The organism is Dyella sp. (genome assembly GCF_051954575.1).
Lineage (GTDB): Bacteria > Pseudomonadota > Gammaproteobacteria > Xanthomonadales > Rhodanobacteraceae > Dyella_B.
In genome coordinates this window covers 1-23,597 of record NZ_JBQCHP010000086.1, presented here as the reverse complement: position 1 = coordinate 23,597, position 23,597 = coordinate 1, and the positions used below count along the sequence as shown (strand labels likewise).

20 protein-coding genes are annotated in these 23,597 nt (G+C 63.9%); 7 read left to right on the top strand and 13 right to left on the bottom strand.

What is annotated here, in order from left to right:
* Window positions 1-154: 154 nt before the first annotated feature.
* A complete protein-coding gene (locus ACTHNE_RS12380) occupies window positions 155-2,359 on the bottom strand; it encodes a TonB-dependent receptor (protein ID WP_324940968.1) in 2,205 nt (734 codons plus the stop codon).
* A 185-nt stretch (window positions 2,360-2,544) separates the two neighbouring features.
* On the opposite strand from ACTHNE_RS12380, the gene ACTHNE_RS12375 reads away from it, so the two are divergent.
* Entirely contained in the window at window positions 2,545-3,210 is a 666-nt protein-coding gene (locus tag ACTHNE_RS12375) for a hypothetical protein (RefSeq protein WP_324940965.1), read from the top strand.
* Between the two features lie 117 nt (window positions 3,211-3,327).
* On the top strand, window positions 3,328-4,074 hold the full coding sequence (locus ACTHNE_RS12370; RefSeq protein ID WP_324940962.1) for a pteridine reductase: 747 nt from the start codon (window positions 3,328-3,330) through the stop codon (window positions 4,072-4,074).
* Window positions 4,075-4,391: 317 nt separating this feature from the next.
* On the opposite strand, the gene folK is transcribed toward ACTHNE_RS12370, so the two are convergent.
* From folK to tsaD, 3 genes are all read right to left on the bottom strand, one after another.
* Window positions 4,392-4,874, bottom strand: coding sequence for a 2-amino-4-hydroxy-6-hydroxymethyldihydropteridine diphosphokinase (gene folK / locus ACTHNE_RS12365; protein WP_440269399.1), 483 nt, complete (start codon window positions 4,872-4,874; stop codon window positions 4,392-4,394).
* A gap of 268 nt (window positions 4,875-5,142) precedes the next feature.
* Entirely contained in the window at window positions 5,143-5,505 is a 363-nt protein-coding gene (gene folB, locus ACTHNE_RS12360) for a dihydroneopterin aldolase (protein ID WP_324940955.1), read from the bottom strand.
* A 32-nt stretch (window positions 5,506-5,537) separates the two neighbouring features.
* On the bottom strand, window positions 5,538-6,599 hold the full coding sequence (gene tsaD, locus ACTHNE_RS12355) for a tRNA (adenosine(37)-N6)-threonylcarbamoyltransferase complex transferase subunit TsaD (RefSeq protein WP_440269398.1): 1,062 nt from the start codon (window positions 6,597-6,599) through the stop codon (window positions 5,538-5,540).
* Window positions 6,600-6,777: 178 nt separating this feature from the next.
* On the opposite strand from tsaD, the gene rpsU reads away from it, so the two are divergent.
* The 5 genes from rpsU (at window position 6,778) to ACTHNE_RS12330 (ending at window position 10,315) form a co-directional block, all read left to right on the top strand.
* A complete protein-coding gene (rpsU, locus tag ACTHNE_RS12350) occupies window positions 6,778-6,993 on the top strand; it encodes a 30S ribosomal protein S21 (RefSeq protein WP_109724432.1) in 216 nt (71 codons plus the stop codon).
* A gap of 168 nt (window positions 6,994-7,161) precedes the next feature.
* Window positions 7,162-7,608 carry a GatB/YqeY domain-containing protein gene (locus ACTHNE_RS12345; protein WP_324940943.1) on the top strand — a complete coding sequence of 149 codons (447 nt, stop codon included), beginning with the start codon at window positions 7,162-7,164 and terminating at the stop codon, window positions 7,606-7,608.
* A 134-nt stretch (window positions 7,609-7,742) separates the two neighbouring features.
* Window positions 7,743-7,913, top strand: coding sequence for a DUF1328 domain-containing protein (locus tag ACTHNE_RS12340; RefSeq protein ID WP_324940940.1), 171 nt, complete (start codon window positions 7,743-7,745; stop codon window positions 7,911-7,913).
* A 26-nt stretch (window positions 7,914-7,939) separates the two neighbouring features.
* Window positions 7,940-9,676: a DNA primase gene (dnaG, locus tag ACTHNE_RS12335; RefSeq protein WP_324940937.1), complete on the top strand. Its 1,737-nt coding sequence runs from the start codon at window positions 7,940-7,942 to the stop codon at window positions 9,674-9,676.
* Window positions 9,677-9,703: 27 nt separating this feature from the next.
* A complete protein-coding gene (locus ACTHNE_RS12330) occupies window positions 9,704-10,315 on the top strand; it encodes a DedA family protein (protein WP_324940934.1) in 612 nt (203 codons plus the stop codon).
* 349 nt (window positions 10,316-10,664) lie between these two features.
* Here ACTHNE_RS12330 and ACTHNE_RS12325 read toward each other — a convergent pair whose 3' ends face one another.
* The 9 genes from ACTHNE_RS12325 to ACTHNE_RS12285 all read right to left on the bottom strand — a co-directional run bounded on the left by ACTHNE_RS12325 (window position 10,665) and on the right by ACTHNE_RS12285 (window position 23,477).
* Window positions 10,665-11,432, bottom strand: a complete 768-nt coding sequence (locus ACTHNE_RS12325) for a hypothetical protein (protein ID WP_324940931.1) — start codon at window positions 11,430-11,432, stop codon at window positions 10,665-10,667.
* Window positions 11,433-11,516: 84 nt separating this feature from the next.
* On the bottom strand, window positions 11,517-13,013 hold the full coding sequence (locus ACTHNE_RS12320; protein WP_440269397.1) for an efflux transporter outer membrane subunit: 1,497 nt from the start codon (window positions 13,011-13,013) through the stop codon (window positions 11,517-11,519).
* Between the two features lie 2 nt (window positions 13,014-13,015).
* Window positions 13,016-16,111 (bottom strand): efflux RND transporter permease subunit, encoded by a 3,096-nt coding sequence (locus tag ACTHNE_RS12315; protein ID WP_440269396.1) that lies wholly within the window; start codon window positions 16,109-16,111, stop codon window positions 13,016-13,018.
* The gene (locus tag ACTHNE_RS12310; RefSeq protein WP_440269395.1) at window positions 16,104-17,228 is read right to left on the bottom strand and encodes an efflux RND transporter periplasmic adaptor subunit; all 1,125 of its coding nucleotides are present in this window, start codon (window positions 17,226-17,228) and stop codon (window positions 16,104-16,106) included. The genes ACTHNE_RS12315 and ACTHNE_RS12310 overlap by 8 nt, the downstream gene beginning before the upstream one ends.
* 306 nt (window positions 17,229-17,534) lie before the next feature.
* Window positions 17,535-20,186 (bottom strand): magnesium-translocating P-type ATPase, encoded by a 2,652-nt coding sequence (mgtA, locus tag ACTHNE_RS12305; RefSeq protein ID WP_440269400.1) that lies wholly within the window; start codon window positions 20,184-20,186, stop codon window positions 17,535-17,537.
* Between the two features lie 155 nt (window positions 20,187-20,341).
* Window positions 20,342-20,563: a hypothetical protein gene (locus ACTHNE_RS12300; RefSeq protein WP_324938667.1), complete on the bottom strand. Its 222-nt coding sequence runs from the start codon at window positions 20,561-20,563 to the stop codon at window positions 20,342-20,344.
* A gap of 312 nt (window positions 20,564-20,875) precedes the next feature.
* The gene (gene cyoE, locus ACTHNE_RS12295) at window positions 20,876-21,757 is read right to left on the bottom strand and encodes a heme o synthase (RefSeq protein WP_440269394.1); all 882 of its coding nucleotides are present in this window, start codon (window positions 21,755-21,757) and stop codon (window positions 20,876-20,878) included.
* Window positions 21,754-22,911, bottom strand: a complete 1,158-nt coding sequence (locus tag ACTHNE_RS12290; RefSeq protein ID WP_440269393.1) for a COX15/CtaA family protein — start codon at window positions 22,909-22,911, stop codon at window positions 21,754-21,756. The genes cyoE and ACTHNE_RS12290 overlap by 4 nt, the downstream gene beginning before the upstream one ends.
* Window positions 22,911-23,477: a hypothetical protein gene (locus tag ACTHNE_RS12285; protein ID WP_440269392.1), complete on the bottom strand. Its 567-nt coding sequence runs from the start codon at window positions 23,475-23,477 to the stop codon at window positions 22,911-22,913. The genes ACTHNE_RS12290 and ACTHNE_RS12285 overlap by 1 nt, the downstream gene beginning before the upstream one ends.
* Window positions 23,478-23,597: the final 120 nt, after the last annotated feature.

Genomic DNA, 23,597 nt, shown 5'->3' with positions numbered 1-23,597 from the left:
TGACGGGCGTGGGGTTGCGCCACTATCCCTTCCGGCCTAACTAACCCCAATCCACTTTTGGTTGGGGTGAGCGCCCCCGAACCCCAAGGTTGCCATTTGGCAGATCTCGTGTTGGGTTGCGCTGGCGCTCACCCCAACCTACCGATGCTCGGCATCAGAAATCGAACGGCTTCTCCACCGTCAAATACAGGCCGCGCCGCGGCGCATACTGCGGCGCGCCTACGCCCACACCGGTACCGCTGCGCATGCGGTACGAACGATCCAGCGCATTGATCAGCGCCAGTTGCGTATGCACCTTGCCGACGCTGTCGAAGCTGAAGTCATGCGATACGTTGAAGTTGAGCTGGACGTAGTACGGCAGCGAGCGGCCGTTGGGCACATTGCCGTCCTGGCGCAGGCCGCTGCCGAACAGGTAGTCGGCTCCTACCTTGGTGCTGTCGTTGAGCGCATAGGTCACGCCACCGGATGAAGCCAGCTTCTGGTCATGATCCAGGTGGATCCAGTTGTCGGCGATATAGGCCAGCTCGTCCGTGCCGAAGTTGTACTGGCTGGTGATCACGTCCTTGCCCATCGCACGGCTGTAGGCGGCGTTGAAATACGCCGAAACCGGGCCATGGTTGTACGACACAGTAAATTCGGTACCACGCACGCGACCGTACTTATAGTTGAAGGTGGAGTAGACCAGCGCGGCGCCGAACTGACCTTCGTCCTGCAGGCGCTGCACTTTGCGGTAGTAGGCGTCCAGGCCGACCGTCCAGTCCGAACCGATGTTCTGCTGCACGCCCAGGTCGAAGTAATTGGAGCGCTCCGTCAGCGGCGTATTGTTGCCGTAGTTTTTCACTGCATTGGTGGTGTTGGCGAACGCGGCGATGTTCTGGTCGGAGATCAGCTCGGTCTGCGGCGGCGTGAAGTAGCGCGAGTAACCTGCGTGCACGGTGGTGCTGTCGGTGGCCTGCCAGACCACACCCACGCGCGGGCTCAGCTGGCTTTCCTCGCGGAACGCGGTGTAGCGATCGCCGCGCACGCCGTAGTTGAGCGTCCATGCATCGCTGATATCCCACTCGTCCTGCAGATAGAACGCCGCGGTCTTCGCGAGAATGCGGTTGCCGGTGAAGATGTTGAACGGCACCGTGCTGGCCTGGCTGCCATCCGGATTGGCCGGAAACACCAGCGAATTGGTGTTGGTGGCGGCGCGGTCGAATTCGTAATACACGCCATAGCGCAAGGTGTGGTTGCCCGCCCACGGGGTGGCGAAATCGGCCTGCAAGGTGGAGGCGCGATCGGTCTGGCTGATCTGGCCGGCCACGCCGTTGAATATCAGGTCGCCGATGTCATCGGGGGAATACTTCAGGCCGCTGTAACGCTGGCCGACCGACACCTGGTAGGCCGTATCGCCGAGCTTGCCCTGCAGCGCCAGCATACCGAAGCGTGTCTGCTCGCTCTGGCGCTCGTTCAAGTCGGCGGAATTGAAATCGGTCTGGTCCAGATAGCCAAATTGCGGCGCCTGGTTCGGATTGTTCGGAATCTGGAAGCGATTGTTGGTGACGCCGAACAGGAAGCTCAGGCGCGTGTCGCTGTTGATCAGGTAGGTGATGTCGCCGAACCCTTTCACCTGGTTGGTGTGATCGTGGATCGGGTCGCGGCTGCGCGTGGGGTTCTCGATGCCGACATTGTTTTCCAGGTAGCTGCCGGTGAAGAAATAGCTCCAGTTGCCGCTGTGTCCCCACAACGACGCATACGGATTGAGCGTGCCGAACGAACCGCCGGTGATGCCCACCACGCCGCCATTGCCCATGTCGACGGGATTCTTGGTGGTGATGTCCACCACCGCCGCGGTGCGTTCGCCGTATTGCGCGGGCAGCGCGCCATCGAGCAGCTTCACGTTCTGGATCATGCGCGCATCCAGCGTCTGCCCGAAGCCGGAAATCGATTCGGGCAGCATGATGCCGTTGATGCGGTACTGCAGGTTGGCGTGGTCGCCACGCACGTGCAGTTGTCCGTAGGAATCCTGCACTACGCCCGGCGCTTGCAGCAGCACCTGGTTGAGCGGCGTGGAGGCGCCCAGCGGCAGCGCCTGGATGTCCTGCGCACTCAACACGTATTGGCTGCTGCCCGTATCGGGTGAAAGGTTATTTCGCACCACGTCCAGGGCAGCCGACACATTCACCGCGCCCAGTTGCTTGGCATTGGCGGCGCGGCGGTTGCGAGAGCCCTGATCACCCCCCTGCGCATCATCGTTGGCAGGCGGCTGCGCGGTGGTGTTCGGTGCGGCAGGCGTCGGATCGACGCTGGGCGCGGCCATCGCTCCGGTGGCATACAACGCAAAGCAAAGGCCAAGGGCGAGCGCAGACATTTTCATGCACTGGAATCCGGAACGAGGAGTTGAACGGGGATGTGGACTGCAATGTTATAACATTTCCAACATCGTTCCGTGACCCTCCCAGAAGTCATGTCCTTAGATCCGGCCAGTTCATGCCGCTCTCATCAGCCGTCCACGGGAGCGGACTATGATCGGCCGATCTGTTGTTTCCCACGGAGCACGGCATGACCGAGCCCAACGATCTGCAAGCCGCCACGCCAAATCTTCCCGCCGTGATCACGCACGACGAAGCGGGCAACCGCGTGACCCGCGCCATCCTGGATTTCGTCAGCCAGATTCCCGACAGCAAGGTGCACAGCCAGCACGATCCGAAGACCGAAGCGCACCGGTTGGCCAACCGCGCCGCACAGCGAGCGGCCGTCACCGCCGGCACGCTGGCGTTGCCGCCCGGCCCCCTCGGCTGGCTCACGATCCTGCCGGAGCTGATCTCGATCTGGAAAATCCAGGCGCAGCTGGTCAGCGATATCGCCGCCGCTTACGGCAAGCATGCGGAACTCGGCCGCGAGCAAATGCTGTGGTGCCTGTTCCGGCACACTTCCGCGCAAGCCTTCCGCGACCTGGTGGTGCGCCTGGGCGATCGACTGATCTTCCGCCGCCTGTCCTACGGCGTAATCGAACGTGTCGCCAAGCAGATCGGCGTAAAGGTGACCCAGCGTGCGCTGGGCGAAGGCCTGTCGCGCTGGATGCCGGTGATCGGCGCCATCGGCGTGGGCGGCTACGCGTACTACGACACGCGCCAGGTCGCGGCGACCACCATTGCGATGCTGGAAAGCGAGATCAGCACCGACGAGCCCGTGACGCAAGAAGTGCAGGCGACCCAGCTGCATTAGCCGCGTAGGCTGGGATGGCAATCCCGGCATCGTCATTGAAAATGGCTGGAATGATCGTTCCAGCCTACGCATTCATGCCCAGCGAAGCACGATTGCGCACGACCGCAGGAGCTGCCTATGGATTCGCCCACCTCGCGCCCCGTCGCACTGATTACCGGCGGCGCCAAGCGCGTCGGCGCGGTGATCGCGCGTACCTTGCATGCCGCCGGCTACGACCTTGCGCTGCATTGTCGTCATTCGAGAACCGAGGCCGATGCACTTGCCGCCGAACTGTCGGCGCAACGCGCGCATAGCACGCTCATCGTGCAAGCCGATCTTGCCGACATATCTGCATTGCCGCAGCTGGTCGACGCCACGATGTCGCATTTCGGCCGCCTTGATGCACTGGTCAACAACGCCTCCGCGTTCTATCCCACGCCGCTCGACACGGCCACGCTCATGCAATGGAACGACCTGTTCGCCTCCAACGCGCAAGCGCCCTTCTTTCTTGCACAAGCCGCGCTGCCGGCCTTGCGCCAAGCCCGCGGCGCGATCGTGAACCTGGTCGACGTCTACGCCGAACGCGCCTTGGCGCAGCACCCGATCTACGTGATGGCGAAAGCCGCACTGGCGGCGATGACGCGTTGCCTGGCGCTCGATCTCGGCCCCGATATCCGCGTCAACGGCGTCGCACCCGGCGCGGTGATGTGGCCCAGCGACGGCAAGCCGTACAGCGACCAGGAAGCGATGCTGGCGCGCACGCCGTTGCAGCGCGCCGGCACGCCGGAGGATGTGGCCAGCGCGGTGCTGTGGCTGCTGCGCGATGCGCCGTTTGTCACCGGCCAGATCATTCGCGTGGATGGCGGGCGCAGCGTGTCGATTTAAGGCCAATGGCGCTAGCTTGAGCGTGTATCTCGAAGCTGGAGAGGATATGTCCCCTCCCCTGCGTGCAGGGGAGGGTTAGGGTGGGGTGCGAGCGCAGCGAGCGGCGAGGATCTGAGGCCGCCGCAAAAAGACACATGTCGTAGTCGCGTATCGGCAAAGATCTTCACGAGCTTCGTGTGCACGCTAAAGCCCACGCAACCCCACCCCAACCCTCCCCTGCTACCGCAGGGGAGGGAGCTGATCGCCGCTGGCATCGAGCTTCGTGGTTTAAGGCAACACCGATCTGGCAATGACGGCGATACCTGATCGGTGTTGCCTTAAAGCCGCTCGACGGTAAGCGGCTCGCTCTCCACCGGAAACGCCGCCCACAGTTCGGCCATGCTGCGTCCGCTCACCGGGTGGCGCAGATCCGGCGCGATGTCGGCGATCGGCTTGAGCACGAACGCATGCTTCAGTTCCTTGCGTGGAATATCGAGATGGCCCGGCCCCTGCGCGACGAGGTCGTCATACAGCACGATGTCCACGTCCAGCGTGCGATCGGCATAACGCGGCACATCGCGGCGGCGGCCGTGGCGATCTTCCAGCGCATGCAGCCAATCGTTGAGCGCGTTCGGCGCAAGGTCGGTATCCAGGCCGACGGCGAGATTGATGAAGTCGGCGCCGTCGAAACCCACCGCCGCGCTGCGATAGGCCGGCGACACGTCGATGTCGCCAAAGCGCGCGCGCAATTCATCCAGCGCGGCGCGCAGGTAGCGATGCGGTTCCTGGTTGGAACCCAGGCTCAAGTAGACGCGCGCCATCTCTAAGGGATGCTCCGATTCATTCTGCGCAGGTGTCACCGGTTCTGTCCGTTCGCAGGCCACAGGACCATCGGCGAAGGCAGGCTGGCCGTCTGTCGAGACGACGGGCCGAAGGGATGCGGACGGACAGAGCCGGCCCGAAGGGTGATGCCCAGATAGCCCGCAGGCTGCGCCGCACGCCTTGGCAAGACGGCCAGTCTTCTCTGCGGCGCGCGACACACCCTGCGGGCCTTCTGGGCATCATGCCATCTACGCAGAATGGATCGGATCATCCCAATGGCCGCTTGCCGCGCTCGATGCGCACGCCCACCGCCTTGGCGCCACGCACCGCGCCGGGCTTGGACAATTTCAGCTTCACCCAGGCCACGCCGAATTCCTCGCGAATGATCGCGGCGCAACGCTCGGCCAGCGTCTCCACCAGGCCGAATTTGGATTCGCTCACGTAAGCGATCAGACGCTTGGACACGTCCTTGTAATTGAGCGTATCGGCGATCGCGTCGCTGGCGGCGGGCACGGTGTTGTCGAACGCCATCTCGATGTCGAACGATAAGGTCTGGCGCACGCGGCGCTCCCAGTCGTAGATGCCGATGACGGTATCGATGCGCAGGTCTTCGATGAAAACAATATCCATGCGTGCAAGCGTCGCGGATGCGGGCGATACGATCAAGCGGCCGGCGGCAGGGTCTCCAGACCCCAGCGCGGAAACACCTGCACGGACTGATCCTGGTGCTGCCCATGCGCCAGCCGGATCGCGCCGGCCAGCGCGATCATCGCACCGTTGTCGGTGCAGAACTGCAGGCGCGGGAAATAGGTCTTGAAGCCATCCTTGGCGCCGGCAGCGGCCAGCTCTTCGCGCAAGCGGCGGTTGGCGCCGACGCCGCCGGCGATCACCAGCCGGTGCGTGCCGGTCTCGGCCAGCGCACGGCGGCATTTGATCAGCAGCGTATCGACGATCGCCTCTTCGAATGCGCGCGCGATGTCGGCGCGGGTCTGCTCGCTCTGGTCCGATTGCTGCCAGGCCAGCAGCACCTGCGTCTTCAGGCCCGAGAAACTGAAATCGAGGCCGGGACGATCCGTCATCGGCCGCGAAAAGCGGAATACGCCGGGCCTGCCCTGACCCGCCAAGGCCGCCAGCGCCGGACCGCCCGGATACGGCAGGCCCATCAGCTTGGCGGTCTTGTCGAAGGCTTCGCCAGCGGCGTCGTCCAGCGTATCGCCGAGGATGCGGTAACGGCCGACCGCTTCCACCTCCACCAACATGGAATGACCACCGGATACCAGCAGGGCCACGAACGGCGGCGCGGGCGGGTCGTCCTCCAGCAAGGGCGCCAGCAGATGCCCTTCCATATGATGGACGCCGACCGCCGGCACCCCCAGCGCCCAGGCCATCGCCCGCCCGGTGGCCGCGCCCACCAGCAGCGCGCCGACCAGGCCGGGTCCGGCGGTGTACGCCACGCCGCCGAGGTCCGCGGGTGTCAATCCCGCCTCTTTCAATGCCTCGCGCACCAGCGGCAGCAATTTGCGCACGTGGTCGCGGCTGGCCAGCTCCGGCACCACGCCGCCATAATCGGCATGCAGCTTCACCTGGGTGTACAGGGTGTGCGCCAGCAGCCCGTGTCCCGGCGCCTCCGGCTCCCAGCGCAGCAGGGCGACGCCGGTTTCATCGCAGGATGTCTCGATGCCAAGAATGGGGCGGGAAAGCGCGGAGCGGGAAACGTCAGGCATCTTCAGATGCGGCCTCGGTATGCAGGCGGGCATTTTTGCCGATATGCGGGGCTTTGCGACACCCTTCGGGGTTTCGACCCCACGATTTCCCATTCCATGCTTTGAATTTTTCACCGCTACCGGCGTATACTTGGCGGCTCACCGTATTTCTCGACCCAGTCACCACCCCGGAGTTTCCATGCCGAGCGTAAAAGTCCGCGAGAACGAGCCGTTCGAACTCGCCCTGCGCCGCTTCAAGCGCACCTGCGAAAAGGCCGGCATCCTCGCCGAGACCCGCAAGCGCGAGTTCTACGAAAAGCCGACCCAGGAGCGTAAGCGCAAGCGCGCTGCCGCCGTCAAGCGCCACCTGCGCCGCCTCTCGCGCGACGTTTCGCGCAAGACCCGCCTGTACTGAGCCCTTCCCGCTTCGGCGGGTTCGAGTGTCCGGGCGTTTCGCCGCACTCGTTCAGCTCCGCAGCCGGCGCGTCCATTCGCAGCCGCTGCCTGCAAGGCACTTGCACTGGCCGACGTTGCCCCGCAACGTCGGCTTTGTGCTTTCCGAAGGAGTCATCGGAGCATCCCTATGTCGCTGAAACAGCAACTTACCGAAGACATGAAAACCGCCATGCGCGGTGGCGACAAGCCACGCCTGGGCGTGATCCGCCTGATCCTGGCCGCCGTCAAGCAGCGCGAAGTGGACGAACGGATCGAGCTGGACGATACCCAGACCATCGCGGTGCTGGAGAAGATGCTCAAGCAACGCAAGGATTCGGTCAGCCAGTACGTCGCCGCCGGCCGCGAGGACCTGGCCGACGTGGAGCGCGCCGAAATGGTGGTGATCGAAGCCTACCTTCCGGCCAAGCTCGGCGAGGCGGAAATCGATGCGCTGATCGAGGCGGCCATTGCCGAAACCGGCGCCAGCAGCGCGCGTGACATGGGCAAGGTGGTGGCGGCAGTGAAAGCCAAGGCTGCCGGCCGCGCCGACATGGGCCTGGTGTCGGGCCGCATCAAGCAGCGCCTGAACGGCTGACGCCGCCGATCGCCGCCTTCTTCGCGGAAGGCGGTACATCACATGATGGACAACGCCACGCTTCCACGGCGTGGCGTTCACGCGTTCCGCGTTTAGATGTGTGCCAACGCAACACGCAAGCGGGAGATCGACGCATGCTCAAGTGGGCCATCATCTTCGCGATCATTTCTCTTATCGCCGGCTGGCTGGGGTTCGGCACGCTTTCCGGCGTCGCCGCCGGCATCGCCAAAGTGCTATTCGCGATCTTCGTGATCATCTTCCTGATCGCCTTGCTGGCCGTCATCGGCGTCATCCACATGGCTTAGGGCCGACGTCCGGCTAGACTAGCCGGATGCGCGGCCGCATCCCTGACAGCTTCATCGACGAACTGCTTGCCCGCGTCGACATCGTCGACGTGATCGAGCGGCGCGTGCCGCTGAAAAAAGCAGGACGCGAATGGACCGCCTGCTGCCCGTTCCACAACGAGCGCACGCCCTCGTTCTACGTCAGCCCGGCCAAGCAGTTCTTCCACTGTTTCGGCTGTGGCGCGCATGGCAGCGCGATCAAGTTCCTGATGGATTACGAGCGGCTGGAATTTCCCGATGCGGTGGAAGAACTGGCGCAAGCGGTCGGCCTGAAAGTCCCTTACGAGGGCGCACGCGACAACGCTCCGCGCGAAGACAAGACCGATCTCTACGCCATGCTCGACGCCGCCGCGCGCTGGTACGAAGGCGAATTGCCGAAAAGCACGGAAGCCAAGGCCTATTGCAGCAAACGCGGCCTGGATGCGGACACCATCGCGCGCTTCCGCATCGGTTGGGCACCGGCCGGTTTTGATGGCGTGATCCGCAGCCTCGGCACCAGCGACAAGCGCATGCAGTTGCTCACCGAAGCGGGCATGGTCGCGAACAACGAACGCGGCAACAAATACGATCGCTTCCGCGAGCGTTTGATGTTTCCGATCCTCGATCGCCGCGGCCGCGTGATCGCCTTCGGCGGAAGGGTGTTGAAATCGGAGCAAAGTCCGAAATATCTCAATTCCCCGGAAACCCCGCTGTTCCACAAAGGCCGCGAGCTGTTCGCGCTGTGGCAGGTCAAGCAGGCCAACAGCAACCTCGCGCGCATCGTGGTGGTGGAAGGCTACATGGACGTGATCGCGCTGCATCAGGCCGGCCTGCCGATCGCGGTGGCGACGCTGGGCACCGCCACCACGCCCGAACACACCGAAGTGCTGTTCCGCGCCGCACCGGACGTGGTGTTCTGTTTCGACGGCGACCGCGCCGGCCGCGCCGCCGCGTGGAAAGCTCTGGAATCGGCGCTGCCGCGTTTGCGCGACGGGCGCCAGGCGTATTTTCTGTTTCTGCCAGAAGGCGAAGATCCGGACACGCTGGTGCGCAAGGAAGGCAAGGACGGTTTCGAGAAGCGGCTGCGCGAAGCCACGCCGCTGTCCGATTATTTCTTCGGCGAGCTCTCCCACGAGGTGGATCTGCGTGCGATCGACGGGCGCGCGCGCCTGGCCGAACGCGCGCGCCCGCTGATCGCACGCCTGCCCGACGGCGCCTTCCGCGACCTGATGGCGCAGGAACTGGAAAAGCGCACCGGCGCGCGCGCCGTGCTGGAAGCCGATCCGGCAGCACATCGGCCGGTGCAGCGCCCGATGGCGGTACAACGTTCGCTGGTGCGCAGCGCCATCGCCCTGCTGCTGGCGCAACCCGGCGTCGCGGACGAGGTGGAAAGGCCGTACGGTTTTCTGCGCCTGGACAAACCCGGTGTGGGCCTGCTTGCCGAGCTGATCGATATCGCGCGCTCGCGGCCCGGTATCAACGCGGCGATGCTGGTGGATCATTTCAAGGAGCGGCCCGAGTACGCCTCGTTGCAAAAGTTGATGGCCACCTCCGTCGTCGGCGAACCAGAGATGCAGCGGGTCGAGTTCTTCGACGCGCTCGCACGCATGGAGAAGCAGGCGATCGACCAGCGCCGTGATGCACTGGTCGCCAAGAATCGCGAAGGCACGCTGAGCAGCGCCGAAAAAGCGGAATTGCGTGAACTATTGGCCGCACGCGCGCCGACACCCACGGCTGCGTCATGAGCTGCCTCGCGACAACAAGGAACGTCGATGGATCTGCTTGAACGCCTGATCACCTTCTTCGCCGATCACGGCTACGTGGCCGTCTTCATGGCGCTGCTGCTATGTGGTGCCGGCCTGCCCTTGCCGGAAGACATCACCCTGGTTGCAGGCGGCGTGATCGCAGGCCTGGGTTACGCCGACGTGCACATCATGGCGGCCGTCACCATGGTCGGCGTGCTGGCGGGCGATGCGGGCATGTTTCTGCTCGGGCATCACTACGGCGTGCACATGCTGCAGTGGAAGCCTGTTTCCTGGCTGATGCCGCCGCGCCGCTACGCGAAGATGCAGGACAAGTTCGCGCGCTACGGCAATCGCCTGATGTTCTTCGCGCGCTTTCTGCCCGGTATGCGCACGGCGGTGTTCATCACCGCGGGCGCCACCCATCGCGTGAGCTTCTGGCGCTTTCTCCTGCTGGATGGATTGGCCGCGCTGGTGAGCGTGCCGTTCTGGGTTTACCTGGGTTATTTCGGCGCGAACCGGCGCGAGTGGCTGGGCATGTGGATACAGCGCGGGCAGCACAGCCTATGGCTGCTGGGTGCCGTGGCCGTGTTGGTGCTGCTGCTGTGGTGGTGGAGAAGGCGGCGCAACGCCGAAGCCTGAGTGGCTTGGGTTAGCGCCAATGGCACTAACTCAAGTCGAGAAGCTTGATGCTTGCCGAGATCCGCCCCCTCCCCTGCGGTAGCAGGGGAGGGTTGGGGTGGGGTTGCTTGGGCTTTAGCGTGCAGACAAAGCTTGTAAAGACGTTTGTTGATAAGCGACTTGCTAACTGCATCATGTCGAGGCGGCGTCAGATCTTCGCCGCTCGCTGCGCTCGCACCCCTCCATAGCCCTCCCCTGCACGCAGGGGAGGGAACATATCCTCGCAAGCTTCGAGATACGCACCTTAAGGATGCTCTGATCAGAGCATCCTTAAGTTAGTGTCATTGGCGCCAACCTAACCGGGATGCAATCAAAACTGCGTGTGCAGCTCGTCGCTGAGCATCTGCATGCTCTGCTGGCTGACCTGGATCAAGCCGTTGACCGGCGAATCCAGGTCGGCGATCAGGCTCATCGAAATCGCCACCATCAACACTGGAACGAAGGTGGCGAGCGCTGCACGATGGCGCTGGCCGTAGCCGATGATCACCGACGTCAGCACGCCGAGTACGGCCATCAGGGCCCAGATATCCTGCGGCACGCGATTGCGCCTGGCGGCGATGCGCTTGGCGTCCAGGTCGATCATGTCGTTCAGGGCTGCAACGTAAAGCGCCACGATCGGCGTAGGCGTCTGCTGCGCGGCGGTAGTCGCCTGGCTCCACAGTTCATCCTGGATCTGCTTCGCACGCTTTGCCGCGAAATTGCCGGCGTCGATATCGGACATCGTGCCGAAGATGCCCAGCCGCGCATCCACGTAATCGCGGAACAGCGTGGGCGCAGAACTGCGCACCGGCTCGGCCAGCATACCAGCGCGCAGGTAGGCGGTGCCGATCGCATTGGCTTCTTCCAGCACCAGGCTCTTGCGCTGATCGAAACGCGACAGCGACATGCTGAGGGCGAAGCCGATCAGCAGGCTCAACAGCACGGCGATCTGGTTACGCGTCTGGTGCACCTGCTTTTCCCATTCCTCCCCATCGCGGTGCTCGGCGAAGGCGCGCAGGCGATAGCCCACTTCATGCGCCAGCAGCAAAACGACGGCAACGACGACAAACAAGGCAACCGGGTGGTCAAGCAGGTACATCGACGCGCTCCTTTGGCAGATGTGCTTACGCCCGCTTTTTCACATGCCCGCCGCTCCGGCGATGGCGGCATGACGGTAAGACAATTACATGCCATCTGCCACTGCCACGTCGTGCCGGTTCCACCATCCGCCACCCAGCGCCTGGAACAGCGCCACCGTATCGGCATAGCGCGCCGCGCGCGCCTGGATCAGGGCGAGCTGGGCTTGGCGATACGTCACCTGCGCGTTGAGCAAGGCCACCATGCTGATATCGCCCAGCGCGTATTGCTTCTGCGCGATGCCGTAGCTGCGCGCCGCCGCCTGTTCGGCGCGCGCTGAAGCGGCCATCGCCTCGGCATCCGATTGCAGGGCGTGCAAGGTATCGGCCACGTTCTGCAGGGCGCCCAGCACGATACTGCGATACTGCTCCGCCGCCTGCGTATAGGCCGCTTCCGCTGCGCGCTGCTTGTGTTTCAGCGTGCCGCCATCGAACAACGGCATGGCGATGGCAGCGCCGAGATTCCAGAAGCCGGTTCCGGAACCGAACAGCGTATGCATCTGGTCGGTGGCGCTGCCCCAGCTCGCGGTGATGTTGATGTTCGGCAGGCGCGCCGCAAATGCCACGCCCACTTGTGCGCAAGCCGCGTGCAGTTGCGCGTCGGCCATGCGCACGTCCGGACGCTGCTCCACCAGCCTGGCCGGCAAGGTCAGCGGGAGGTCTTGCGGCAGTTGCAGGCTATCCAAGGTGAAGCGCGCGGGCAGATCCTGGTCGGGCGTGCGTCCGCTCAAGGCCGCGAGCAGATCGCGTTGCTGTGCGAGCTGCTTCTGCAAGGCCGGCATGGACGCTCGTGTCTGCTCGAGCGTGGCCTCCTGCGCGGCCACGTCGCTGTCCGATGCATCGCCCAGGTTCAACTGCCGCTTGCCGGCGTCCAGAATCTTCGACTGGCTGTCGATCATGTCCTGGGTGGCTACGATCTGCGCGCGCAACGATGCTTCCTGCACCGCCGCGTTGACCAGGTTGGACGTCAGCGTGAGATAGCTCGCCTCCAACTGGAAACGCTGCGCATTCGCCTGCGCCACCAATGACTCCACCTGGCGGCGGTTGGCGCCCCATAGGTCGGGTGAATAGGACACGCTGACCTGGGCGGTGGTCAGGTCGTAGAACATCGCGCCCGACGATGCCGGACTGGCCAGCGTGCGCGCGATTTTCTGGCGCGTGGGATCGACGCTGCCACTAACTACGGGCCAATACAAACCGCGCTGCGCATAGACGTTCTCCCATGCCGCCTTGAGCGCCGCCTGCGCCGCGGCGGTGTCGGGATTGTGCTTGAGCGCTTCGTCGATCAGGCCATTCAAGGGTTGGGAATGAAACAGCATCCACCACTCGCCGGGAATGTCCTTGCCAGGTACGAGGGTTTGCCCCTGACCATCTGGCGCGGCAGCGGCGGTCGATGGCATGTCGTCCGCCGCATACGCCTGCGCGGACGGCGCCGCCGGCCGATGGTAATCGGGCCCTACCGCGCAAGCGCCGAGCGCAAGGCTCACGCCCAGCATCAACACACAACGGCTTGCGTACCGAAGAAAAGCAACATGCCTAGTCATGCTCACAATTCCACCTCTCCGGGTGCATGACCCCAGCGCTTGTTGATGAAGTTCTCCAAGGCGAAGTAAAGGCTGGGCAAGATGTACAGCGTAAGCAGCGTGGCGATCGGCAGGCCGCCCACCACCACCGTGGCCAGGCCGCGCTGCACGTCGGTGCCGATGCCGGTGGCCAGCGCCGCGGGCAGCATGCCGACGCTGGCCACCGTGGCAGTCATCAAGACCGGACGAAAACGTTCGGTGGCGCCCACCACCACTGCCTCGAACAACGACAAACCTTCCCTGCGCACGCGGTTGATGTTCGACACCATGATGATGCCGTTCTGCACGGCCACGCCGAACAGCGCGATAAAACCGACCGCGGTGGCGATGTTCAGCGTTTCCCCACGCATGTGCAAAGCAAGCAGGCCGCCCACCGTCGCCAGCGGCACCACGCCCAGCACCAGCACGGCCTGGTGGAATTTGCCGAATTCGGCGAACAACAGCACCGCCATGATCGCCAGCACCATGCCCATCACCACCGTCAGGCGCGCCTGCGCGCGCTGAGCGTTCTGGAAATTGCCCGCCCATTCGAGTCGATACTGCTGCGGATCGACATGCACCTTCGCGTCGATCTGCGCCTGCGCATCGCCCAGGTATTCGGACAACGCGCGACCGCGGTTGTCGATGCGCACCGTCAATTCGCGCTTGCCATGCTCGTGCGCGATGGTGCTCTCGCCCATCGTCAACTTGATGTCCGCCACCTGCTTGAGCGGCACCTGCGCGCCGGTGGTCGAGGTCAGCGGCAGTTCGCCCACCGCCTGCAAGTTATTGGCCACGTCGTTGGAAACGCGCGCGGTGACGTTGTAGATGCGGTCAGCCACATAGACCTGGGTGATCGGCGCACCGCCAATCGCGGTCTGGATCAGGTTGGTGATGTCGCCCACGTTGATGCCGTAGCGCGCGGCCGCATCGCGGTTGGCCTTGATCGACAGCTGCGGAATCGGCGGCTCCTGGAAGATCGAGGCATCCGCCGTACCGCGCACGCCCTTGAGCACATCCACGATCTGGTTGCCGACGCGGCGCATGTCATCGAGGTCGTCGCCGTAGATGCGCAGCACCAGCGGGCTGTGCGCGCCGCCGATCATGTCGTTCTCGCCGTCGATGATCGGCTGGCTGATGCCGATGCTCATGCCCGGCATCTGCTGCATCCGCGCGCTGAACTTGCGCAGGAATTCCGCCTTCGTCTCGCCGTTCGCCCAACTGCTGTACGGCTTCAAGCCCACTGCGGCCTCCGCATGCGACGGCGTCCATGGATCGGTGCCGCTGTCGTTGCGGCCGAGCTGGGTCACCACATAGGAGACTTCCGGAAACTCGCGCACCACCTTGCGCAACTGCGCCGTCATGCCGCTGGCCTGGTCCAATGAAAGACCGGTCGGCATCTGCACCTGCAACCACAATGCACCTTCATCCAGGTCGGGCAGGAATTCACGGCCGATCGTCGCGCCGAAAACCAGCACGCCGCAGAAGGCGATGCCCGCGATCGCATACGCCAGAGGAAGGCGATGCAACAAGCGACCAAGGCTATGCGTGAAGCCTGCCTGCAGGCGCTCCAGCGGCTTGTTGTGGAAAATCCTGCGCGGTTTGCGCAACGCCAGATACGCCAGCGCGGGCGTCAGCGTGACCGTGCACAGCAAGGCGGCCAGCAGGGCGTAACCGACGGTGAAGGCCATCGGCCGGAACAGCTTGCCCTCGGCATGCTCGAACGCGAACAGCGGCAGGTATGCGGTGATGATGATCAGCGTAGCGAAGAAGATCGAGCGGCCCACGTGGCCGGTCACCTCCATCACGTCGTCCTGCGTCAGCACCTCGGTGGGCTTGTGCTCGCGCTTGCTCAGGATCGCCTCGGTGACCACGATCGCGCCGTCCACGATCACGCCGAAATCGATCGCACCCAGCGAAAACAGGTTCGCCGGCATGCGCGTGAACTGCATCAGGATGAACACTGTCACCAGCGACATCGGAATCGCCACCGCCGCGACCAGCGCCGAGCGCGGACTGCCCAGGAACAGGATCAGCACGATGCACACCAGGCCGATACCTTCCATCACGGTGTGGAAGACCTTCTCCTTGGTAGCGTTGACCAGGTCGTCGCGATCGATGTACGGCACGATCTGCACATCCTGCGCCGCCAATTGTTGGTTGAGCTCGGCCACCTTGGCGTGGATGCCGTCGAGCACGCGCGAGGGATTCTGGTATTTGAGCAGATCGACGATGCCTTCGATGGTGTCCGGATTGTTGTCCTTGCCCAGGATGCCTTCGCGCACCTGATGACCGTAGCGCAGCTTGCCGAGCTGGCGCACCAGTACCGGCACGCCATTGTTCTGCGTAACCACGATATCGCCCAGGTCCTTGAGCGAATGCACCATGCCGATACCACGCACGATGTAGGACTGCTCGCCGCGCGTGATGCGCCCGCCGCCGGCGTTGGAGGTGTTCGCCGAAATCGCCGCGGTGACCTGGTTGACGCTGACGCCATAATGCAGCAGCTGCGCCGGATCGAGTTCGAGTTGGAACTCCTTGGTGAAGCCGCCAAAGTTGTCGACGTTGATCACGCCGGGCACCTGCTGCAGCGCCGGGATCACGATCCAGCGCTGTATCTCCGACAACTCCATCAAGTTCTTGCTGTTGGAGGTGAGCGTGTAGCGATAGATTTCGCCGGCCGGCCCGCTCACCGGATCGAGACCGGGCGTCACACCCGTCGGCAGCGTGACTTGCCCCAGGCGCTCCTGGATGCGTTGGCGTACCCAATAATCGTCGGCGCCGTCCTTGAACACCATGGTGATCAACGACAAGCCAAAGGTGCTGCTGGAGCGCATGCTCACCAGCTCCTGCGTGGTCGCCAGCTGGCGCTCCAGCGGAATGGTGATCTGCTGTTCGATTTCCTCGGCCGCCAGGCCCGGCACCTGCGTGGTCACCTGCGCGGTGACGTCGCTCAATTCCGGATAGGCCTCGATGGCGAGCTGCGTCCACGAGTAGTAGCCGAAGATGAGGACGAGCACCGTCACCACCATGAACAACATGCGCTTCTGAAAACAGAAGCGGAAGAGCGCATTAATCATTGAGCAGTACTCCGCCGCGCACGACCACGCGATCGCCTGCTTTCAGCCCCTTGAGCACACGCGTGCCGTCGCTTTCGTCATAGCTCAGATCCACCGTGCGGCGCTCGAACGTCCACGACGCTACTTCGACGAACACGCTGGTGGCGTCGTTGTTCATCAACAGCGCCGATTCGGGCACGAACACCTGCGCCGGCTGCGCAACGTCGACGCTGACGTTGGCGTACATGTTGGGTTTGAGCTTGCCGTCCGCATTGGCGAATACGGCGCGCACCAAGTCACGCCGCGTATCAGCCTGCAATACCGGATTGACGAAACTCACCGCGCCATGGAACACCACGTTCGGATAGGCCGACAGCACGGCATCCACCTTGTCGCCCTTGGCGATCTGGCCCACGTCGCTTTCCGGTACGTTGGCGGTGATCCATACCGTATCGAGATTGGCGATGACCATCATCGCCGCGTTGGCGTCGTTGACGTAGGCGCCTGGCGATACCGACAAGGCGGTGACGTAGCCGCTGGTGGGCGCGACGATCTGCATCGGTCGCGAGGTGGTGCCCGATGCGCCACCCACGGCGGCAAGGCGCGTTTGCGCACGATCCAATTCCGCGTGCGACTGGTTGTAGCCGCTCTGTGCCGCTTCGAGATCCTTGGTGGCGTTTCCGCCGGCCGCTTTCACCGCGCGCGCGCGATCCCGCGTTTTGCGCGCCAGGTCCAATGCATCGCGTGCCTTGGCCACGTCCGCATAAGCCTGCGCGTAATCGCCCGAATCGATCACCGCCAGCAGTTGTCCCTTGCCGACGTGGTCGCCCAGGCCCACCTTCAGCTCCATCACCCTGCCGGTGAGCGGCGGCAACACGTTGGCGGTTAGCGCGGGATCCGCTTCCACGTTGCCGGGAAACACCATCGCATGCGGCGCCTGCCGCATCTGCACCGGCTGCACCCGCAATTCCTTGCGCAGCGGCGAGCCGTCGGGAACCTTGATCAGGCCATGATCGGCGACCAAGCCAGGCGCGGACTCGGCCGTGTCATTGGCGTCATGCGAGCAGCCCGTCACGCTCAACGCCATGGCGATGGCGAGCAGCAGGTGGCATTTTTTCTTGTTCGGCAGATGAAACATTTCTTCCCCTTCGGTCGGCGCAGGCGCGCTTCCTCCGTAGCCAACAAGGCCACAGAGCTGTTGCAAAACGGTGAAGGGAGCAAGGCAAAAGCTTGCGTGCCCGGACCGCGGTTTGGCCGCCCAAACCGCCGCCTTCGGTCACGCAGGCAGCAGTCAGCAGAGCGGGCTAATAGTGTGAGGTTCCGCTTGCGTGTGACTGTCCAAGTTCAGGCTTTTCCTTTCGCGAGAGTGTGATGTTGGGCTTGCACCAGCCTGCCTTGCAGCAGGCCGGTGCGTTCCAACGGTAAATAGGCGATGGGTGCGGTATTACAGCCAGCTCGCATAGCGGCGCATGTAAAGCAGCTTCATCATCTGCGTCAGCGCGCAATACGCCACCACAGTGATCGCCAGCCAACCGAAATAGACCGCCGGCATTTCCAGCATGCCCAGCTTCGCGCCCACGCCCGTGAACGGTATGGCCATGCCGATCACGATGATCGCCGTGGTCAGCGCCAGCACCGGCGCCGCCGCGATGCTCTGCAGGAACGGAATGCGGCGTGTGCGGATCATGTGCACCACCAGCGTCTGCGTGAGCAGGCTTTCGATGAACCAGCCCGACTGGAAGAATGCCTGGTGCTCCGCGCTGTTGGCGCCGAACACGTACCACAGCAGCAGGAAGGTGGTGATGTCGAACACGGAACTGGCCGGCCCGATCCACACCATGAAACGGCCGATGTCGCCGGCATCCCACTTGCGCGGCTTGCGCAGGTATTCGTCGTCCATGCGGTCGAACGGAATCGACAGCTGCGAGATGTCGTACAGCAGGTTCAACACCAGCACCTGCAGCGGCAGCATCGGCAGGAACGGCAGGAACGCGCTGGCCACCAGCATGCTCAGCACATTGCCGAAGTTGGAACTGGCCGTCATCTTGATGTACTTCATGATGTTGCCGAAGGTGATGCGCCCTTCGAGCACACCTTCTTCCAGCACCATCAGATTCTTTTCAAGCAGGATGATGTCGGCCGACTCTTTGGCGATGTCGGTCGCGGTATCCACCGAAATGCCCACATCCGCTTCGCGCAGCGCTGGCGCGTCGTTGATGCCGTCGCCGAGGAAGCCCACCGTGTGTCCCTGGCGCTGCAGCGATTTGACCACGCGCGCCTTCTGCAGCGGCGACATCTTGGCGAACACGGTGGTGCGCTTGACCAACTCGTCGAGCGCGACGTCGTCCAGCGGCTCGATGTCGCGGCCCTGCGCGGAATGCTCCACGTTGAGGCCCACTTCGCGGCAGATCTTGCGCGTGACCGCTTCGTTGTCGCCGGTGATCACCTTCACCTCGACGCCGTGGCCATGCAGCGCGGCGATGGCGGTGGCGGCGGTGTCCTTCGGCGGATCGAGGAAGGCCAGGCAGCCGATCGCCGTGAGTTCGGCTTCATCGGCCACGCCATAGGCACGGTGACTCGGCGGCTGTTGCTTGATCGCCACCACCAGCACGCGCAGGCCATCTTCGTTCAAGCGGCGCGTCATCGCCTTGATTTCCCGGCGGCGCTCGTCCGTCATCGGCACGATCTCATCGCCGCGCCGCTCGGTGGACGAAATGGCCAGCATCTCTTCCACCGCGCCCTTGCACACCAGCAGATGCTGGCCGTCGCCATTGGCGAGCACCACCGACATGCGGCGGCGCTGGAAGTCGAACGGGATTTCGTCGACCACGCGGTAGCGCGTCACGATCGGTTCCAGATCGCGATGCGCCAGCACGGCCTTGTCCATCAGGTTCTTCAAGCCGGTCTGGAAATGGCTGTTGAGATAACCGTATTCCAGCGCGTCGTCCGAATCCTCGCCGTCGAGATCCAGGTGGCGCTCCAGCACGATCTTGTCCAGCGTCAGCGTGCCGGTCTTGTCGGTGCACAGCACGTCCATCGCGCCGAAGTTCTGGATCGCGTTGAGACGCTTCACCACCACCTTGCGCTTGGACATCGCCATCGCGCCCTTGGCGAGGTTGGCGGTGACGATCAGCGGCAGCATCTCCGGCGTAAGGCCCACCGCCACCGACAGCGCGAACATCAGCGCTTCGAGAAAGCCGTGCTTGTACCACTGGATGCCCAGCACCACCGGCACCATCACCAGCATGAAGCGGATCAGCAGCCAGCTGACGCTTTTCACGCCGCGATCGAAGCTGGTCTGCACGCGCTCGCCGACCATGCTGCTGGCCAGCGAGCCAAGATAGGTGCGCGAACCGGTCGCCACGGCCACCGCAGTAGCCGTGCCGCTGACCACGTTGGTGCCCATGTAGCAGACCGTGGGCAGATCCAGCGGATTGCCCTTCTGCACGCCATGCGCTCCGCTTTCCACCGCGTGCGCCTGGGTCGGGCCGGCCTTCTCCACCGGCAGCGATTCGCCGGTGAGGATCGCCTGGCTGATGAACAGGTCCTTGGCGTTGAGCAGGCGCAGGTCCGCCGGCACCATGTCGCCGGCGGCCAGATGCACGACGTCGCCCACCACCAGCTCGTTCACCGGCACTTCGATGCGCTCGCTGTGCCCGTCCGAGGCGCGGCGCGTCACGGTGGCGGTGTTGCGCACCATCGCCTTGAGCTTCTCGGCCGCCTGCGAGGAACGGTATTCCTGAGTGAAGCTCAACAAGACGCTGATGCCTACCATCACGGCAATGATGATCGGGCCGGACAGGTCGTCCGGCGTCACGAACACCTGCACCACCGCCAGGATCAGCAGCACGACGATGAAGGGATTGTTGAAGGCGCGCAGCAGCTGGATCGACCAATGCGGCGGCTTCTCGTGCGACACCTCGTTCACGCCATCGCGGGCGAGGCGCTCGGTGATCTGCTCTTCATTCAAGCCGGCCAGGCTGGTGTCCAGGCCGCTCAACAGGGCTTCGTTCTCGCGGAAGGCGTCCTGCGCGGCCGCCACGTGCTGAGGCGCCGTGGCGGTTTTGGCCTTCGCAGCCTGGGTGACTCGGTTCATCATCGCTCGCATCCGTGAATCTGAGTTGTCGCGACGGAAACGAGCTGGCGGGAAGTCCCGTCTCCGCTAGGGCAATCCGCGGCCGTGACAGCGCCCCGCGGACCGGCGCTGCGGTCCTGGCGGAGGCCACCCTTTATGAAGGCGCGGATGATGCATCAGTGACTAGATACCAGATGAAGATGACGGGACGTGCGCGGCGCGTCCGAGGCGACGTGCTCCGGGCGCGGCGTATGCGGGCGGGCATGTCCGGTCTCGGTCGGCTTTTCCAGCGGCTGGGGAACGGTCACAGTAAACGTAGGGCGCACGGCTTGACGGCGGCCGGCCAGGGGAAACCGACCCGCGGTGCGAATACGAAAGAAATCACGAAGGAGCTTCATGGGCCCATCTCCTCTAAAACGGTGCTCACGGCACCGTTAGGAGCGGGCCGGACTTCCCTAGTCGAGGAAAGCGCCGGCCAACCGCTGGCGGTTGCCGCGAACGATCAGCTTGTTATGCAATGCCGGCACCCGATGCTCGCGGATGTCGACGTTGCGACTAGGGTAAACGTCCATATGCCTTGGTTAGTTCGGACAGAGGCCCGGTCGGCCGTAACTGCGCCGGCGGGCGCGGGAATTGTCGTGCTGCGGTGCGGAAGTGTCAAGCCTTGGAAGCAAACTTTTCGCCATCGGATGTTGGGGTCTGCACCCAACCTATGCGACGCCATGCAGCGGCTGCACCAGCCAGTGGTCGGCCAGCAGGAAGGCGAACAACGCCATCAGGTAGATCACCGAATACTTGAATACCCGCATCGCGAAATATTCATCCGGCGGGCTCATCAGGCGGAACGCGTAATAGAGAAAGCCAACGCCCAGCACCGCCGCGCCACCGAAGTAGATCAGGCCGCTGTGGCCGGTGATCGAAGGCAGCAGGCTGACCAGCACCAGCAGGATCGTGTAGAGCAGGATCTGCCAGCGCGTATAGCGCACGCCGTGCGTCACCGGCAGCATCGGGATTTGCGCGCGTGCGTAGTCGTCGCGGCGGAAGATGGCCAGCGCCCAGAAATGCGGCGGCGTCCATACGAAGATGATCAGGCACAGCTGCAGGGCAAACGGATGCAAGGCGCCGGTGACGGCGGTCCAGCCCAATACCGGTGGAATCGCGCCGGCCAGGCCGCCGATCACGATGTTCTGCGGTGTGGCGCGTTTCAGATAGGCGGTGTACACCAGCGCGTATCCGATCAGGCCGCCGAAGGTGAGCCATGCGGTGAGCACGTTCACCTGCGTCGCCAGCACCACCATCGAAACTACGCCAAGCACCACTGCAAACACCAATACCTGGCGCGCATTGAGCTTGCCGGTGGCGAGCGGACGACGCGCCGTGCGTGCCATCAATTTGTCGATACGTTCGTCGATCAGGTGATTGAACGCAGCCGCCGAGCCCGACGCCAACCAGATGCCGAGCGTGCCGAACACCAGCGCGCGCCACGGCGGAATGCCGGGCACAGCGAGGAACATGCCGATCACCGCGCAGAACACCAGTAACGCGACCACGCGCGGCTTGGTGAGCTGAAGATATTCACGCGCCAGCATCATGCGAGCGACTCCACTTCATCCGCATGCCAGGATTGCAGGCGCGCGACATTCGCCAGCAGCGTGAACAGCAGCAAGGCCGCGCCGCCGTTGTGCAAGGTCGCCACCGGCAGTGGCAGACCGAAATGCACGTTGCTGATGCCCAGCAGCACCTGCACGATCAATACCACCGCCACCGCAATGGCGCCCGCACGGAAACCGCTACGCGCCAGACGCCACGCCAGCCACATCAGATAGCAGAACACCACCAGCGCGCCGATGCGATGGGTAATTTGGATTGCGCTGCGTGCGGCCATGTCGAGCACGCCGCCTTCGTAGTTCACGCCCACTTCGCGCCACAGCACAAAACCCTGATGGAAATCGGTGGGTGGCGCCCATTGACCGAGGCAAGTGGGGAAATCCGTACCGCAGGCCAGCGCCGCGTAATTGGCCGAGGTCCATCCGCCCAGCGCAATCTGGCAACCGAGCAGCACAATGCCCAGCACTACCCACCGGCGCAAAGCGGCGAAGCGATCATCGGGCGAACCGAAGCCGTGGCAGCGCAGGGCGGCATACGCGAGCAGGCCGAAGGTGGTGATGCCGCCGAGCAAATGCCCCATCACCACGATCGGCTTGAGCAGCAGCGTTACCGTCCACATGCCGAGCATCGCCTGGAAAATGATCACGGCCAGCGCCAGCACGCTCATCTTTTGCGCTGCGCGTTCGCGCAGCCAGAACGCGCCAGCGGTCGGCAGCAGTATCGCCAGCAAGGCCAAACCGGAGGACCAGTCCCGTTCGCCATGCAGACAAAGCGCAACGCCTGCCGCGGCGAACACGGCACTGACGATGATCGCAAGCATCACCGTGCGATCGCGGCGCGCGGAAAGCAAGGCAAGCAGCAAAACCAGCACGCCCAGCGTGCCGGCCAGCATGCGATGCACCTGTTCGCGCCAGGCCTTGCTTGCTTCGTACGGACGATCCGGAAACGCGGCATTTGCCGCCGCCACGGCTTGCTCGTGATGCGGCCAGGTGGCCTTGCCGTAGCACGTAGGCCAATCCGGGCAGGACAAGCCGGCGTTGGAGAGGCGCACGAACGCTCCGAACATCACCAGGCCAAAGGCGAACACAGCCGCCAGCACGGCAAGGTAGGGGATGATTTTCCTGGAGCGCAACGTCATCAGCGGATTACCTTCTGCAGATCCTTGCGCAGGCCGCTCGGATCGAAACCGACAGGATACCGCGCCAGCGCGGTGCCGTCGGATTCCACCAGCAGCGCGCTGACACTATCCGGCGAGGTGGGCTTGTAGGCGGCAAGCTGGTCGTCCACGTCGGTGCCGATTGTCCAATACGCCTGCATGCCGTTGCTGGCGGCGCCCGCGGGCGGCTGTCCGACGTAGAGCAGGCGCAGGCGCGACATGTTGTTGTTGAGCGTGATGCGCGCGGCGGCCATCTTGGTAAGCGCATCCACGCAACGCGCCGCGCAATCGGGGCCGGCCATGGCGATCAGCGTCATGCGTGGCGAGGTGTCGCGCCAGGGCCAGGTTTTTCCATCGGCAAGGCGTACCAGCACATGTTCCTGTTCGAAATTGCGCTGCGGCGAAACAGGTTGCCCGTAAGCTTTGCCCGAAGGTTGCCAGCCGCTGAAGTTGAGCCACGCGGCGGCGATGATCGGCGCGATGAATACGCATACCACCAGCAGGAATTTCAGGCGGCTCGTGCGTTGTTGAGTGGTTGAGGTCTTCATACTTTCCAGGGAGCTCATCCTGCCCGGCCGTCATTCCCGCGAAGGCGGGAATCCATCTTGCACTTTGCGGTGGAGCAAAAGTATTCCCGCCTTCGCGGGAAATACGGAAAGGGGGGCGTG

Coding starts and splice junctions, on each gene's coding strand:
- dnaG (WP_324940937.1), top strand. CDS start 7,940: ATGCGCGGCCGCATCCCTGACAGCTTCATCGACGAACTGCTTGCCCGC.
- tsaD (WP_440269398.1), bottom strand. CDS start 6,599: ATGCCTGACGTTTCCCGCTCCGCGCTTTCCCGCCCCATTCTTGGCATC.
- ACTHNE_RS12290 (WP_440269393.1), bottom strand. CDS start 22,911: ATGACGTTGCGCTCCAGGAAAATCATCCCCTACCTTGCCGTGCTGGCG.
- ACTHNE_RS12370 (WP_324940962.1), top strand. CDS start 3,328: ATGGATTCGCCCACCTCGCGCCCCGTCGCACTGATTACCGGCGGCGCC.
- ACTHNE_RS12310 (WP_440269395.1), bottom strand. CDS start 17,228: ATGTTTCATCTGCCGAACAAGAAAAAATGCCACCTGCTGCTCGCCATC.
- ACTHNE_RS12330 (WP_324940934.1), top strand. CDS start 9,704: ATGGATCTGCTTGAACGCCTGATCACCTTCTTCGCCGATCACGGCTAC.
- ACTHNE_RS12300 (WP_324938667.1), bottom strand. CDS start 20,563: ATGAAGCTCCTTCGTGATTTCTTTCGTATTCGCACCGCGGGTCGGTTT.
- rpsU (WP_109724432.1), top strand. CDS start 6,778: ATGCCGAGCGTAAAAGTCCGCGAGAACGAGCCGTTCGAACTCGCCCTG.
- folB (WP_324940955.1), bottom strand. CDS start 5,505: ATGGATATTGTTTTCATCGAAGACCTGCGCATCGATACCGTCATCGGC.
- ACTHNE_RS12320 (WP_440269397.1), bottom strand. CDS start 13,013: ATGACTAGGCATGTTGCTTTTCTTCGGTACGCAAGCCGTTGTGTGTTG.
- ACTHNE_RS12380 (WP_324940968.1), bottom strand. CDS start 2,359: ATGAAAATGTCTGCGCTCGCCCTTGGCCTTTGCTTTGCGTTGTATGCC.
- ACTHNE_RS12285 (WP_440269392.1), bottom strand. CDS start 23,477: ATGAAGACCTCAACCACTCAACAACGCACGAGCCGCCTGAAATTCCTG.
- mgtA (WP_440269400.1), bottom strand. CDS start 20,186: ATGAACCGAGTCACCCAGGCTGCGAAGGCCAAAACCGCCACGGCGCCT.
- ACTHNE_RS12345 (WP_324940943.1), top strand. CDS start 7,162: ATGTCGCTGAAACAGCAACTTACCGAAGACATGAAAACCGCCATGCGC.
- ACTHNE_RS12315 (WP_440269396.1), bottom strand. CDS start 16,111: ATGATTAATGCGCTCTTCCGCTTCTGTTTTCAGAAGCGCATGTTGTTC.
- cyoE (WP_440269394.1), bottom strand. CDS start 21,757: ATGATGCTGGCGCGTGAATATCTTCAGCTCACCAAGCCGCGCGTGGTC.
- ACTHNE_RS12325 (WP_324940931.1), bottom strand. CDS start 11,432: ATGTACCTGCTTGACCACCCGGTTGCCTTGTTTGTCGTCGTTGCCGTC.
- folK (WP_440269399.1), bottom strand. CDS start 4,874: ATGGCGCGCGTCTACTTGAGCCTGGGTTCCAACCAGGAACCGCATCGC.
- ACTHNE_RS12375 (WP_324940965.1), top strand. CDS start 2,545: ATGACCGAGCCCAACGATCTGCAAGCCGCCACGCCAAATCTTCCCGCC.
- ACTHNE_RS12340 (WP_324940940.1), top strand. CDS start 7,743: ATGCTCAAGTGGGCCATCATCTTCGCGATCATTTCTCTTATCGCCGGC.